Source organism: Enterococcus mundtii, assembly GCF_002947535.1.
Lineage (GTDB): Bacteria > Bacillota > Bacilli > Lactobacillales > Enterococcaceae > Enterococcus_B > Enterococcus_B mundtii_B.
In genome coordinates this window covers 79,200-93,560 of record NZ_PUAP01000021.1, presented here as the reverse complement: position 1 = coordinate 93,560, position 14,361 = coordinate 79,200, and the positions used below count along the sequence as shown (strand labels likewise).

The following is a 14,361-nucleotide window of genomic DNA, read 5'->3' as shown; positions in this document are numbered from 1 at the left end:
GCTTTACTGATGAATAAATGATAAAATAAGAGTATCTGTAAGAATGAAATTTGGAGGATATCTATGTATTCAAGGTTCAAAGAGTCAAAATTGTTGTTTTGGACAGTGGAATTAGTCTTAACGATTATTGGCGTTTTCTTTATTTTACGTATGCCAAATGTGTTTCATCCAATCTTGAGAATGGCATCTGCAATCATTATGCCGTTGATCATTGCTGGATTTTTCTATTACATGTTTAATCCAGTTGTCTTGTTTTTAGAAAAACATCGAATCCCACGCGTGTTGGGCTATCTATTGACATTGATCGTTTTATTAGTGATCGTCTTTTTGACAATCATGAACATCTTGCCTCAATTGGTTGATCAAGCCGTGCAATTAACTAGAAGTATCCCTGCCTATGCAGACGAAACAAGTCGTTGGTTGACTGAGATCATGCAAAGAGAAGAGTTTCGTTCATTGAATCTAGAAGAACAGTTTGCGTCTGCCAACTTGTCGTTGAGCAACTTGTTCAATATCTTGTTGGTGAGTCTGACAGGGAGCGTTTCAAGAATTCTTTCTTTTATGATGCAATTCTTTATTTTATTGTTTACTGTCCCATTCATCTTATTATTCATGTTCAAAGATGGACATAAATTTATCGATGCGTTATCGCCTTTCTTTCCTCAAGCGATCCGAGGAGAATTACGCCAAACGGTCAGAGAGTTGAATGAAACGTTATCTGCTTATATCAGTAGCACGATCGTGGATGCAGTGATCATTGGCGTGATGAGTTTTATTGCAATGACGATTTTCAAGCAGCCATATAGTCTGTTGCTGGCAGTTGTTTGCGGCGTGACGAATATCATACCGTACGTTGGCCCTTTTATTGGTGCAGTACCAGCGATTATTGTCGGACTGTTTATTTCGCCATTTCAAGCACTCTACATGGCGCTATCCATTCTTGTTATCCAACAATTGGATGGCAATGTGATCAAGCCGTTACTCTTCGGAAAAACGATGAACATTCATCCGCTAACGATCATTTTAGTATTGATCGGTGCAGGAAGTGTTGCTGGGATCATGGGAATGTTGATCTGTATCCCTGTATATGCGGTGATCAAAACACTAGTGTTGAATATTCGTAAGATTTATTTATTGCGGAAATTTGAACAAGTTCCGGAAGAAGAACACCCTAAGAAAATTGAATTGGAACATGAATAACTGTCAACGAACAGAGACGAGGATCATCAGATGATGACTCTCGTCTCTGTTTAGTTATAATTATCAAACTCTTTGCTCAACTTTCGGTTCTGCGAGAAAATCTAAAGAATTGATCTCAACACCTTCTGTTTCGAAGATCACCACTTCATTTCCCCCTTGTTTAAGAAAATCTTTTGGACAATAAAGTGAGTAGATCGGTCCACGGTTCCAGTAACGTCCTAAGTTGATCCCATTGACAAAAATCACTCCTTTGCCATAGGCGGAACAATCAATATACGTATCTATCGGCTCGGCTACGTCAAATGATACTCGATAAAACGAAGGATGAGCTGGATTTTTGCCAGCTTGATAGTCGATCAGCTGAAGTTGTTCGGCTGACAGTGGCAAAGGATAATGTAGATAGCCTTGATGGAAATGGATATCTTGCATGATTCCGCCACGAATCCCTTTTGTTTGGGTCGGGTTATTCAATTTTGAGCCATAATTGACTCTTCCATGATTTTCTATTAGTACATCTAACTGGATTTGTTCATTTTCTGTCTTTCCTTGGATCATGAACTCTTCACCTATCGTTGTTTGGTCTTGCGTCAATTGATAGGTTTCGTCCACATAAACGGAAACGCGATCACTTGCTTCGATGATCCGAATTTTGTTTTCATGGTGATAGTTTTTCAGCGCTAAGGAATATAAGACATAGCCATATCCATTGCTGACTTGTTCCATCGTCATAGGATATGCGGTAGGTACCGTTTTTGCTAGTGTTTCTTTTGTGTTTAGTAAAGAAACGCTAGTATCAATTGGGTAACTACCAAGAGAGTCTAATTGTTTTGTACGTGGTTCTGCTTGCCATACGTCGGGGCAAACTTCTTTGATTGCTTGTTGGACAGCATAATATTTTTCTGTAGGTTCACCAGCTTCAGTGAGTAACGCATCGTAGTCATAGCTTGTCAATTGCGGTAAATCGGTATTTCCGCGAGCGGAACAGCCATTGTAAAAACCAAAATTGGTGCCTCCATGGAACATATAAAGATTTAAAGAACCAACTTCTAACATATCTTTGACTTCACTCGCTAGGTCTTGAGCGTCTCGTTTGATGATCGGCTCGCCCCAGCGATTGAACCAACCATCCCAATATTCCATACACATCAAGGGCCATTTTTTTCCATGTTTATCAAAAAAGGCTTGCAACACTGCACTATTCTCTTTCGAATGACTACCAAAATTGCCAGTGACGAATACATCATCTTCAATCAGCGTTCCAGCATCTAATACTTCATTCCAAGCACCATCGGAAGTAAATAAAGGAACAGTGATGCCGGCATTTTCTAGTAGTTGTTTCGTTTCACGTAGATACGCTTTTTCCATTCCATAAGAACCATATTCGTTCTCGATTTGGATCATGATGACAGGGCCACCGTTTGAAATCTGCAAAGGTATGATCTTTGGCAGTAAGACATCATAGTATTTTTTGACTTTTGTCATAAACCGTTCATCGGTTGAACGCAAACGAATACCTGGTTCTTTTAATAACCAAGCGGGTAGACCGCCAAACTCCCATTCTGCACAAATGTATACCGAAGGACGTAGGATCACCATTAGTCCAAGTTGTTGAGCAAGTGCAACAAAAGCAGTGAAATCATTTATTCCTTCGAAGTTGAATTGACCTTCTTTGGGTTCATGGATATTCCAAGGTATATAGGTTTCGACAGTATTTGCGCCTAATGCTTTCAAGTTATATAAGCTATCTTCCCATTGCGATTGAGGAAGACGGAAATAGTGGATGGCACCACTGATCAATTTGATCGGCTGCCCATCTAAAAGAAAGTCTTCTTTTATTTCAAAAGTTTGCATGTTGGTTTCTCCTTACCAATATTTTTTCCACGAGGGTTTTGCTAAACGCATCAGAGCTTCTAGGTAGAAATAATCGCCCCAAAGATTGGGCTCATCGATTCCTTTACCTTCTGCATGGGCATATACGCCATGTAGTAGTAGACCTTCATTATCAGGTTCGGACAAGGACGTGTAATGTTCGCCTAATTGGTAGAGCATTCCTTTTGCTAATTCTTCAGACTGAGGATACGCTTCCATTTTTGCGGCTTCTAATAATCCACAGGCGGTGATCGCTAAGGCTGAACTATCTTTGTCCGAAGGGTGTTCATCTGTGAAATCAAAATCCCAATATGGAACAAGGTCTTCTGGTAAATGTGTCAAAAAGACATCAACGATTGCTTCATAATTTGTAGGTAAAGACGAAGATCTTAAATAACTTTCATTTAAAGGAATCCCAAGAACAGCCCAACTTTGTCCACGTGCCCAAATCGACGCATCGCTATTTCCCTGATGTGTGGCACCGTGAGTTGGTGTACCAGTTGAAGGATCAAAATAATACGTATGGAAAGTTGTTGCGTTTTCTCTAACAACGGTACGTAACACTGTTTCGTAATGTTTCTTTGCTACTTCTCGGTAATGATCATTACCTGAAATCTCAGAAGCTTGGAATAATAAAGGTAAGTTGATCAATGAATCGATGATCAAGCGATATTCTTTAGGATCGCCGTATGCGCCCCAAGCTTGAATGAATTGTCCTTTTTCTTGGAAACGTGCAAGTAAGACATCTGCGGCTTGAAGCAATTCTTCTTTGCATAATAAGCTGTTGGTCAAACGATAACCTGCACCAGCAGATAAACTATATAAGAAACCAATATCATGATGATCTAATACGTGGTGTGTTGTTAAACGATCTTTGAAACTATGGATATTTTCCATGGCACGTACGAGAAATTTCTCTTTGCCAGTCCATTCATAAGCTAACCATAACATGCCAGTCCAAAAGCCATTCGTCCAGTCATCGTTAGGTTTGATCCGATAGATCCCATTTGTTGCGCAAGCCGACGGAAAATCTAGACCGTAGCGTGTCATATTATGTTCGATTTTTTGGCAACACCAATCGATTTGCTTCGCTAGCCAGGTGTTATCGACAGACTTACTTATGGAAATAAGGGAATCTTTTGTTTGTTGTAATCCCATCATACCACTCCTCTTAATTTGTTAACATATTAACTTTAAACTAGTATAACCTAAATGCTCAGAAAAAGCGAATGGCAAAATAAAAAAAACAGAAAGTCTAAAAAATAAATAACTGTATTTATTTTTTTAAGCAGGTAACTCTGATCATGGATAGAGGTATGAAGAAGGAATCCAAAAAAACGTTCTAAGAACGATTTGATGGATTCCTTCTGGTTTTGTTTATTTCATTCAATGGGTGCGAAATTACGGCTATTACCGTTCTACTTATTCTGCTTCTACTTCGATTTTCGTCTTAAAGTATTTCCAGTGCTTATAACTAATGATATATTCGGCTACGCTTCGATCGGCTAGGAAAGAATGCTTGATTTGCTTTACTACCGGTTCGCGGAAGCTTAATTTCAACAAATTCAATAGTTCAGGATCATCAGGAAAAACAATCTCATTCGTCTCGACAGATGAAAGAGAGAAGAGGTCGATCCCGAAATCTTTTCGCACTCGTTCGTAAATGCTAGAGTAATGGGCTAAGTCTTTACTAATAGGTTCCTTGACCAAACGTTTTGGCAGATGAGTGATATGCACAAGGAAAGGGATATCCTCAAAATACCGCACTCGTTTGATGCGGTAATAAGAACCATTTTTAGGTAGACCGAGTTCTTCTAAAATTTCAGGTTCTTGTGCTTCTTCTATAGAAATGACTTTGACCTTTTCTTTATCTAGTGAATGTAATTCGATATCTGAGAATTTGACCGATTGAGAAACTTTTGATTTTGAGACAAAAGTCCCTTTCCCTTGGACGCGATAGAGATAGCCAGCGGTTGTAAGTTCGTTCAGTGCTTTAACGGCTGTGATCGAGCTGACAGAATATTTTTTCTTGATATCTGCTTCTGAGTAAAACTTGTCCCCAGGAACAAATAAATGATTTTTTATTTCAGCTAATAGCTCTTGCTTAATTTGTTCATATTTAGGAATCACCAAATGAAACCTCCTTTTTTAGCGGTATTCAATTAACCTTACCATAACATGTTAACTTGTTTGTGGCAATGGATTTATTTCGGAACAGAATTTTTTAAGAAAAAAATATAATATGTTAAGATGTTAGGTTTACGTTTCAGTTGATATGTTATATAGTGTACGTAATCAATAGCTAACATGTTAAGTAGCTAAGATATTTATTTAAGGGGGAAGAGAGATGAGAAATATCTTATTGGTCAGTCATGGTAGCATGGCCGATGGAGTCAAAGCCAGTTTAGAGATGATCGTTGGCGTGCAGGAACATGTCCACACACTTTCTTTAAGACCAGATGGCGATAATTTACAATTTGAACATGAATTAACTGAGAAAATGAAAGCCCTTAACGGATCGACTTTGATCATTGCAGATCTGCTAGGTGGGACTCCATGCAACACAGCGCTGAAAAATTACTTAGAAGATGAAGAAGTTGCAATTATTGCTGGGATGTCTTTACCTTTAGTCATGGAAGCGACGCTCAACCCACAAGCGACGATTGAAGCATTGATCGATCTGGCGCGCGGAGGCATAGTTGACGTCAAAAACAAAATGATCGCAACAGAAGCAGAAGAAACGCAAGCAGCAGAAGAAGATCTAGGGCAATACAAAGAATTTAAAGGCAAAGCGAATATTGTCAATGTACGGATCGATGAACGCTTGATCCATGGGCAAGTTGCAGGGATTTGGTCTACGAGTTTAAATACGCAACGGATCATCGTGATCAATGATGAGGCAGCAATGGATTCGTTACAAAAATCTTCATTAAGAATGGCAGCGCCTACATCTATGCGTCTATCCGTTTTAACGATCGCTGCGGCGGCAAAAAATGTTCAATCTGGAAAATATGGCAAGCAACGTATTTTTCTACTTTTTAAAAATCCCACAGATGTCTTGCGGTATATAGAAGCGGGCGGTGAGCTGTCAGCAATCAATGTAGGAAATATGAGTCATAAAGAAGGTGCGAGAGAAATCACGAAAAGCATCAAAGTCATGAAAGAAGAAGAAGCAGTGTTTGAAGCGATCGCAGCTAAAGATATAAAAGTGACCGCTCAATTGGTACCAAATGATCCAGTCGTCGATTTTATGGAAAAACTAAGAAAGTGATTTAGGAGGAAATAATCATGCAACATTTAGCCATGTATCAAATTATTCTTATTACAGTTTATGCTTTTATTGCAATCAATGATTCACTTATTTCAAATACGTTGACACAACCAGCTATTGCGGGAATGATCTCTGGTATGATCATGGGAGATTTAGAAACTGGCTTGATGGTAGGGGGAACTCTCCAATTGATGCGGTTAGGGATTGCGGCTTTTGGGGGCGCATCTGTACCCGACTTCTTTACTGGTGCTGTATTAGGAACGGCATTTGCTGTCATTTCTGGCAAAGGTGCGGAATATGGGATCGGTCTAGCTGTACCAGTATCATTACTGATGCTACAACTTGATGTCGTTGCTCGTTTCTGTAATGTCTTTTTGCTACACCGTGTAGATCGTGCGATTGAAGATATGCGTATCAACAGTATCCCGCGGTTAGTATTATCTGGTTCATTCCTATGGGGGCTTTCTCGAGCAATCCCGATCTTATTGATGTTATTAGTCGGTGATGCGGCAGTCACAACAATCACAGAAAATACACCTGAGTGGTTGATGAACGGATTACGTACAGCAGGTGGCGTACTACCAGTTGTCGGGGTAGCCATCCTTTTACATTATTTACCAGCAAAACAGTATATTCCTTATTTACTTTTAGGTTTCTTCTTATCAGCCTATCTACAAGTACCAATGCTTGGTATTTCGATCGTTGGTGTCATTGCTGCAATGTTAGTATTCAAACGTGATAACGAAAAAGAAGCAACTGCTCAAACAGTGACAACTACTGGAACACTTGAAGGAGGTTTTGATGGCGATGAGTAATCAAAAGTTAACGAAAAAAGAATTGAATGTCATCAGTTGGCGCTATATCCTTGGTAGCCAATTGAATTGGAACTATGAACGTATGATGAGTACCGGTTATCTCTATGGTATCTTACCTGTATTGAAAAAATTCTATGGGGAAGACAAATCACAATTACAAGATATGATGAATACCCACAATCAATTTTTCAATACCAATGCGATTTTTGGGAACTTGATCATGGGAATCGATGTGGCAATTGAAGAAGAAGATGGGTACAAAGCAAAAGATACGATCGTCGCATTGAAAACAGCGCTGATAGGTTCATTAGCAGGGGTAGGCGATTCATTATTCCATGTCATCTGGGGAACGATTTTTGGTTCAATCGCGGGTACATTGGCACAAAGCGGATCAGTCGTTGGCTGTGTGATCTGGATCATTGCCAATATCGCTTTACTTTTTGGACGAGCAGCATTATTACCACTTGGCTATAAGCAAGGAGTTAAATTAGTTACGACTCTAAAAAATAAACTAACAGCATTCACCAACGCGGCAACTGTTTTAGGGATCACAGTTATTGGTGCCTTGATTCCTTCTGTTATCAAAGCAACGGTTCCTTTCGTTTACAAACAAAATGGTGTGGAGTTAGTTGTTCAAGATACATTAGATGCGATCTTACCTTCATTAGTACCGGTTTTATTAGTCTTATTGACTTACTGGATGTTAGGGCAGAAGAAATTGAATTCAACTCGTGTGATCTGGATCATTTTGATTCTTTCGATTGCATTAAGTGCGGCTGGGATTTTAGCTTAACTGATTCATAAAAAATGAATGAAGTGATCGCAAGGTCGTGATCCGATCTGCAAGAAAGAATCGTTCGAAATAAGAATGCGCCTTTCTTGCAGATTTTTTAGTTCAAAAGAATATCTATGGACAAAAAGGAGAAAAAAATGAAAAGTTGGTCAACAAAATTAGTGGTGACATTAGGGTGCAGTTTATTCGTTGGTATTGGGTTAGGGTACAGTCAACAAGTCGGTGCAGAAGAAACACAAACTGAAACACAAAAAAGTATGACATCAGGAAACTATGAGTCAGATTTTTCGCAGCATTTAGGTACTTGGCAAGACATAGTTGGAAAAGCAGATAAACATACCAACGAAAATCGGTTACAGATCGCCAATCAGAAGGTCAATCAACAATTTGAGTCTGTGTCGTTATTACTAGATGCAGGTGTCCGCAGCTCAGGTGATTTAGAATACACGTTTCTATATGAAGGACAAACCAATTTTGGACTAGTTTTTCGAGGAAATGATCAGACGACATCGAACTGGCAATCGTTTGCCTATATGCGCGATGGCGAATGGCAATTGGGGCAGCCTGGGGGAAAGTGGTTGACAGCCATCAAAGGCCCTACATTGATTCCAGGACAAACCTATAAATTGTTACTAAGGTATGAAGGAACATCATTCCAAGCATATTTGAACGACCGTTTGTTGTATGAAAATCAAGAAGTTCTTTATCCTGATGGGACAACGATCAATGGGGACTGGACGGGTTATTCAGGGATTCGGTTATTTGGGAATGAGAGTAAATTAACCATTTATTCCATGCGTAGTGGAGCGGTCAATAGTCTGCAAGTGGAAGAACCAACAGAAGAATTTCAAACAATGAAAGCAAACTGGAAAAATCAACTCGTGTCAACAACGACCGATTTAGCCAATCCAGCGATTGCCAATTATGTAAGCGTTCTTTCTGACGATGCAGAAAAACTTTACGAGACAATGAATCAAGATCCTGACCGCACGTATCTGTGGCCACTAGAATCTGGTAATACCGCTTCGGCAGATTTAACCACGCAATTTACAAAGTTGCAAAAACTAGCGTTAGCATACGGAACGAATGGGACAAGTTATTATCGAGATGAGGCCATCAGTCAAGCGATTCAAAGTGGATTAGATTTTATGATCACAGAAAAAGGCTATGACGGAACAAAGTATCATGGCAATTGGTGGGATTGGCAGATCGGAGTGGCTCAAAAATTTGTGGCGATTTTGATGATACTTGATGGAGAAGTGCCAGGAGAGAAGCTGCACGAGTATACGACTGTGTTGAGTAAATATGTACCCGATCCATTTAAACAACTCTACACAAAACCACAAGGAACTTTTGTCGCGCTTGATTTTATACCAAATTTTTCAACAACTGGTGCGAATCGCACAGATTTAGCGCAAACTGTCTTAGGACTAGGTCTCTTACAAAATGATCCCGCGAAAGTTACACAAGCAGTTGAGAGTATTACAGACGTCTTTAAATTAGTGAACCATGGAGATGGTTTTTATCAAGATGGTTCGTTTGTCCAACATGAAACGATCCCTTACACAGGTTCTTATGGGAATGTACTAGTCAAAGGCGTAGGACAAATTTTATCGATTGTCAAAGAATCTCGCTATACGTTGACAGCTGATCAAATAAAGTCCTTTGTTGATAATGTACAATCGGCATTTATCCCATTAGTGTATCAAGGTGAAATGTTGCCTTTAGTCAATGGCCGCTCCATTTCTCGAACGCCCGCTGTGACAAAAACGGGTTACGGATCGACAACGATGTACAATTTATTGATTGTGGCGAAATTTGCACCTGAAACACAGCAAAAAGCTTTGCAAGAAGCAGTAAAATATTGGATGCTGTCTAATCCTAACTACTATTTGACGAATACGAGAGATTACAATGATTTGATGATGACGACGGAGCTATTGGCTAATACAACGATCATAGGCGATCAACTACCATTCATCGGAACAAAGATGTACCATGCAATGGATCGATTTGTCCAACGAACAGAGAATTACCATTTAGGATTAAGCATGTATTCGAAACGAATCTCTTCATTTGAAGCAGGAAATCTGGAAAATCAACGAGGCTGGCATACGTCTGATGGGATGATTTATCTTTACAATGATGACCAAGTCCAATTTGGTCCGAGTTATTGGCCAACAGTCGATCCTTATCGTTTACCTGGTACGACCATTGATACAGTTCCTTTAGCAGATGAAGTTTCAGCATTTACTACAGTGACTTCAAATGAAACATGGGTAGGCGGTGCCGCTGCTGAAGATCAAGGTGTAGTAGGCATGGCACTGAACAAAGCAGGAACAAAAAACAATGGAACGACCTTACCGATGAATGTTCAAGGGAAGAAGTCATGGTTTACATTGGATGGGCAAATCATTGCCTTAGGTGCCGGTATTACAGGAGATACAACTGCCTCAATCGAAACAATTGTCGATAATCGTTTATTAAATGATTCGTATACGTATCAAGTGCTTTCGGATAAAGGAATGATTGATCAGTCACAACAAACGAAGGAAGCCTCTTGGTTATTGTTAGAATCAGATCATCAACATGCGTCGATCGGTTATTATTTCCCACAAAAGGAAACAGTCGATGTGATCAGTGAGACACGTACAGGTACTTATCGAGAAATCAATGAAGCATTTCCTAGTGATACACAATATGCAGGTGACTACCGCACCTTCTCAATCAACCATGGACAGCAACCAAAAGATGCCGAATATGCCTACGTGATGTTGCCCGGCACGACTCAATCGGAATTAGCAGATTATGCAGCAAAACAGCCAGTTGCGATTTTGCAAAATACCAAAGAAATCCAAGCAGTCGAAGTGAAAACCTCTGGTTACTTAGGCATCAATTTTTGGCAAGAACAAGGCGGAGAAATGGCAGGGATCAAAACGAATAAACCAATTTCTTTACTAAAACAAACGAAGGCAGAACAAACAGTTTATACAATTGCCAATCCAACGCAACAAACTGAACCAGTAACACTTAGTTTACCAAGTGATTTTACTGACATGGGGTCTATGAGTGAGGGGATTGTCTATGATAGTCAAACCAATACATTTACCATTGATTTCGGTCAATTTGAAAGTAAAGAGATCGTTGTCAAATAGACCTACCTTTCTAGGTCATAATTAAACAAAGATCAATTGAAAAAAACAGAAGCTTCCCAATCGTTTTCGTATTGGAGGAGCTTCTGTTTTTTTATAAAGTATGCTCTTTCTTAAGCCCATTTGAGATCACCGATGTCTGCATAAGAAAAAATCACTAATGGAACACGAGAAAGTCACTCATGGTCCATTAGTGAAGTTATATTTTTAATATTTCAGTACATATTCCTTATTTGAGAGAATTGACTGTAGATGATATAAAGTAAAATATTGCTATTAGTGATAATAATATTTCCAAAGTTATATAAAAATACTTTTCTATAACTTTCAGATTGTAATATCTAAGAATATGAAGAAAGCAGACACCGAATAATAGATTGAGGTAAAGTAATCCGCCACTATCTTTCAGATTAGTAACTAAATTTCCGACAATATTTATAATAATTGATAGTTTTAATAGCGCTAAAAACATTTCATTTTTAGTCCAGTTTTTATCGTGTACCAAATATCCACCTACTTACTTTATAATAAATTCATATATAGCATCTGTAGTCTTTATACCTACTATTTTATCTATGGTCTTTCCTTTTGAAAGTTTAATGACTGTTGGGACTGTATCCACGTCTAACTTAGCTGAAAAATTACTTAGTGTGTCTGAGTTGTCTTTCCGAGCTTCATCAGTATTGTAATAATAAATAGAGGTTTTATTTTTTGCTAGTGTTTTTCTTAATAAAGGTTCAAATTCTTGACACTGAGGACAAGTGGGCCTACCAAAATAGATAATAGCATCCTCCTTCTTGTCTACCATTGCCTGCAATTGAGAATTACTGATTAGAGTTAATGTATTTTTAGGTTCTAATGGTTTTGAATAAAAGAAGAACCCAATGATTATTAAAAGGATGCTCATGATTGAGTAGCTAGTAAATTTCTTGTTTACAATGCCTTTCATTTGTAAGTCCTCGATCAAAATAAATTTTTTTATAATTTAAAACAGCCGATAACACCGGTAATTGATGCGCCACCTAAAGCAACAAAACCTGTTACACAAGCAACACATACTGGAACTACTGATAAGCAAGCAGCTGCACAGACTGGAGCAAGAATATTTGCGATTGTGCGACTAATATTTAAAACGATCATTAGACAAGCAACTTTCTCTACTAAACCTCTTGTTTGCTGTAATTGTCTTGCTTCTTTTTGAACATCTTGAAGTTCTTGCTGTAAGTCTTCATTACTAACAAACTTTTCTTCAAGAATTTGATGATTTGTTTGAGTCCCATTAGAATACGAATTGATTTCAAAGGTATCTTTTACTGATTTGGAAATAAGAGTTTCTTGATAACCTTTTAAATTTTTATTCATGTCGTATACAGCAGTGACATTACTAAAGAAATTGAGATTACTGTCAACTATTGGTACAGTGATTGTATAGTAATCTTCTGTTCCAGTTTCGCCAGAAACTTGCAAGACAGTCGCGTTAGTGAAATCCATCACAAAATTGTTTGCGTGTAATGAAAATGTATTCCCTAGATTAGCTTTAAACGCATTAGTAATATTAGATTTTTCATTATCACTTACACCTTTTGCTGTTTCGGACAACGTTACCATGCTTTTAACAATTTTAGTTGCCTCATTTGAATTCATGCCAGGGATATTGATTGGATTTTTGGCAAAGTAATCGTTAATTGTAGTCTCGGTGCTATTGGTACTCTGATCTGCCGAAATAGTAATATCTGAAGCATTAGTAATTTCTACTGCAGCTGGTAAAAAGAATGTTCCTATAGTTATGAGCGATACCATTCCTGTTAATAATTTTGTTTTAATTTTTTTCTTTAGCATGTGTTTTATCCACCTTTCTTTGGTCTTCTTTTTCTTGTGAAAAGGTTGTATTCTACTTTTGATAATAATCTAAATCAGATAATCTAAAAATTTCACTTTTACTAATTCAACATAATCAACCTATATCGATCACTCCCGACAATTCTCCTTAAACTTTGAGCTTATTTAACCTCCAACCAACCAAAGTATATGCCCCCAGTTTAATTTTATTTTGTACCTCATATTATTCTCCTTTCCTTTTTTCTACAAACATATAATATATTAAAAAAATGGTATAATTTATCGTGTGGCTCAAAGTCACATAGTTAGAAAATTCAGAGAAAGTGAGAAGAAAATCATGATTTGGAATTATGGAAATGTATATAGAATGATAAGAAAATCTAAAGGTATCTCACAAAATAATATATGCAATGGAAATCTAGAACGTTCAACCCTCTCTAAATTTGAGAGTAAGAATAGAGTACCGTCATTCGATACAATGCAGTATCTATTAGAACAAGTCAATGTATCGTTTAATGAATTTGAATATATTTGTAATGAATATAATAATAGTGAAAGACAAGAAATATTAGTTGATTTTTATTCCTTGGTATCTAATGCGCAACGAAGTAAGATAGATATGTTAATTAAACGATGTGAACGATATTTAAAAAATAATAATGATTATAAAATTAACGAGATAAATCATATTTTACATATTTTTATAGAACTAAATGAACTAAATAAATTAAATTTTTCAGACATAAGTATGAAATTGGCGACTATTGTATGGGATAGGATTTCTTTGATTGATACTTGGACATACGATGATATCAGGACCATCAATTTTATTTTTTACTTTTTACCTTTAGAAACAATCAAAAGCATTGTTCCAAAAATGTTACGAAGTTTGGAGAAGTATAATAAATTAAAGGAAATATCAATTTTACGTTTGTCAATATTAACTAATTTTTCAACAATATTTTTAGAGAACGCTATGTATACTGAATGCAAAAATATACTAGATTATGCACATAGTTTTGCTGAAAATGCGAAAAGATATGATTACCTTGGTATTATTATGGTTAGAAAATCCATCTGTGAACAAAAGTCGGAAGAAGTGACTAAATGGCTAGAATTTTTATCTATGGCGAGTGAAGAAGAAGTTGTTACCGAATTGAAAAAAGAGATCAGCCGACATTTAGTAAGGAATTCTTCTAAATAAGGTTAGCTGAAATAAATCTAGCATACAGGATAATTTTTTTGTGATTAAATATGACTAAGTAACGTGAGTTTAAAACAATGCGAATCATAAACTAATTTATCTGTATTCTGTGAGGAGAATATAGGGATCTTAAAGCATGTAGTCAAACACAGATCAATAGAAAAAACAGAAGCTTCCCAATCGTTTTCGTATTGGAGGAGCTTCTGTTTTTTTATAAA

11 protein-coding genes are annotated in these 14,361 nt (G+C 37.4%); 6 read left to right on the top strand and 5 right to left on the bottom strand.

Going from position 1 to position 14,361, the window contains the following annotated elements:
• Window positions 1-63: 63 nt before the first annotated feature.
• Window positions 64-1,200, top strand: coding sequence for an AI-2E family transporter (locus CUS89_RS06840; protein ID WP_104871560.1), 1,137 nt, complete (start codon window positions 64-66; stop codon window positions 1,198-1,200).
• Window positions 1,201-1,263: 63 nt separating this feature from the next.
• On the opposite strand, the gene CUS89_RS06835 is transcribed toward CUS89_RS06840, so the two are convergent.
• From CUS89_RS06835 to CUS89_RS06825, 3 genes are all read right to left on the bottom strand, one after another.
• Window positions 1,264-3,051 carry a glycoside hydrolase family 35 protein gene (locus CUS89_RS06835; RefSeq protein ID WP_104871559.1) on the bottom strand — a complete coding sequence of 596 codons (1,788 nt, stop codon included), beginning with the start codon at window positions 3,049-3,051 and terminating at the stop codon, window positions 1,264-1,266.
• Window positions 3,052-3,063: 12 nt separating this feature from the next.
• On the bottom strand, window positions 3,064-4,227 hold the full coding sequence (locus CUS89_RS06830) for a glycoside hydrolase family 88 protein (protein ID WP_104871558.1): 1,164 nt from the start codon (window positions 4,225-4,227) through the stop codon (window positions 3,064-3,066).
• A gap of 264 nt (window positions 4,228-4,491) precedes the next feature.
• Window positions 4,492-5,199, bottom strand: coding sequence for a GntR family transcriptional regulator (locus CUS89_RS06825; RefSeq protein ID WP_104871601.1), 708 nt, complete (start codon window positions 5,197-5,199; stop codon window positions 4,492-4,494).
• A 217-nt stretch (window positions 5,200-5,416) separates the two neighbouring features.
• Between CUS89_RS06825 and CUS89_RS06820 the strand changes: the two genes are divergently transcribed.
• The 4 genes from CUS89_RS06820 (at window position 5,417) to CUS89_RS06805 (ending at window position 11,103) form a co-directional block, all read left to right on the top strand.
• A complete protein-coding gene (locus CUS89_RS06820) occupies window positions 5,417-6,340 on the top strand; it encodes a PTS mannose/fructose/sorbose transporter subunit IIAB (RefSeq protein WP_104871557.1) in 924 nt (307 codons plus the stop codon).
• A 17-nt stretch (window positions 6,341-6,357) separates the two neighbouring features.
• On the top strand, window positions 6,358-7,155 hold the full coding sequence (locus tag CUS89_RS06815) for a PTS mannose/fructose/sorbose/N-acetylgalactosamine transporter subunit IIC (protein ID WP_065096035.1): 798 nt from the start codon (window positions 6,358-6,360) through the stop codon (window positions 7,153-7,155).
• Complete coding sequence (locus CUS89_RS06810; RefSeq protein ID WP_181055330.1) at window positions 7,148-7,948, top strand: PTS system mannose/fructose/sorbose family transporter subunit IID; 801 nt, start codon at window positions 7,148-7,150, stop codon at window positions 7,946-7,948. Before CUS89_RS06815 ends, CUS89_RS06810 begins: the two co-directional genes overlap by 8 nt.
• Window positions 7,949-8,085: 137 nt before the next feature.
• On the top strand, window positions 8,086-11,103 hold the full coding sequence (locus CUS89_RS06805) for a polysaccharide lyase 8 family protein (RefSeq protein ID WP_104871555.1): 3,018 nt from the start codon (window positions 8,086-8,088) through the stop codon (window positions 11,101-11,103).
• Between the two features lie 514 nt (window positions 11,104-11,617).
• Here CUS89_RS06805 and CUS89_RS06795 read toward each other — a convergent pair.
• Together CUS89_RS06795 and CUS89_RS06790 are read right to left on the bottom strand one after the other, a co-directional pair.
• Window positions 11,618-12,049: a thioredoxin family protein gene (locus CUS89_RS06795; protein WP_104871554.1), complete on the bottom strand. Its 432-nt coding sequence runs from the start codon at window positions 12,047-12,049 to the stop codon at window positions 11,618-11,620.
• A gap of 29 nt (window positions 12,050-12,078) precedes the next feature.
• On the bottom strand, window positions 12,079-12,939 hold the full coding sequence (locus CUS89_RS06790) for a hypothetical protein (protein ID WP_104871553.1): 861 nt from the start codon (window positions 12,937-12,939) through the stop codon (window positions 12,079-12,081).
• A gap of 337 nt (window positions 12,940-13,276) precedes the next feature.
• Between CUS89_RS06790 and CUS89_RS06785 the strand changes: the two genes are divergently transcribed.
• Window positions 13,277-14,143: a helix-turn-helix domain-containing protein gene (locus tag CUS89_RS06785; RefSeq protein ID WP_104871552.1), complete on the top strand. Its 867-nt coding sequence runs from the start codon at window positions 13,277-13,279 to the stop codon at window positions 14,141-14,143.
• The last annotated feature ends 218 nt before the right edge of the window (window positions 14,144-14,361 follow it).

Coding starts and splice junctions, on each gene's coding strand:
- CUS89_RS06840 (WP_104871560.1), top strand. CDS start 64: ATGTATTCAAGGTTCAAAGAGTCAAAATTGTTGTTTTGGACAGTGGAA.
- CUS89_RS06835 (WP_104871559.1), bottom strand. CDS start 3,051: ATGCAAACTTTTGAAATAAAAGAAGACTTTCTTTTAGATGGGCAGCCG.
- CUS89_RS06830 (WP_104871558.1), bottom strand. CDS start 4,227: ATGGGATTACAACAAACAAAAGATTCCCTTATTTCCATAAGTAAGTCT.
- CUS89_RS06820 (WP_104871557.1), top strand. CDS start 5,417: ATGAGAAATATCTTATTGGTCAGTCATGGTAGCATGGCCGATGGAGTC.
- CUS89_RS06815 (WP_065096035.1), top strand. CDS start 6,358: ATGCAACATTTAGCCATGTATCAAATTATTCTTATTACAGTTTATGCT.
- CUS89_RS06810 (WP_181055330.1), top strand. CDS start 7,148: ATGAGTAATCAAAAGTTAACGAAAAAAGAATTGAATGTCATCAGTTGG.
- CUS89_RS06805 (WP_104871555.1), top strand. CDS start 8,086: ATGAAAAGTTGGTCAACAAAATTAGTGGTGACATTAGGGTGCAGTTTA.
- CUS89_RS06795 (WP_104871554.1), bottom strand. CDS start 12,049: ATGAAAGGCATTGTAAACAAGAAATTTACTAGCTACTCAATCATGAGC.
- CUS89_RS06790 (WP_104871553.1), bottom strand. CDS start 12,939: ATGCTAAAGAAAAAAATTAAAACAAAATTATTAACAGGAATGGTATCG.
- CUS89_RS06785 (WP_104871552.1), top strand. CDS start 13,277: ATGATTTGGAATTATGGAAATGTATATAGAATGATAAGAAAATCTAAA.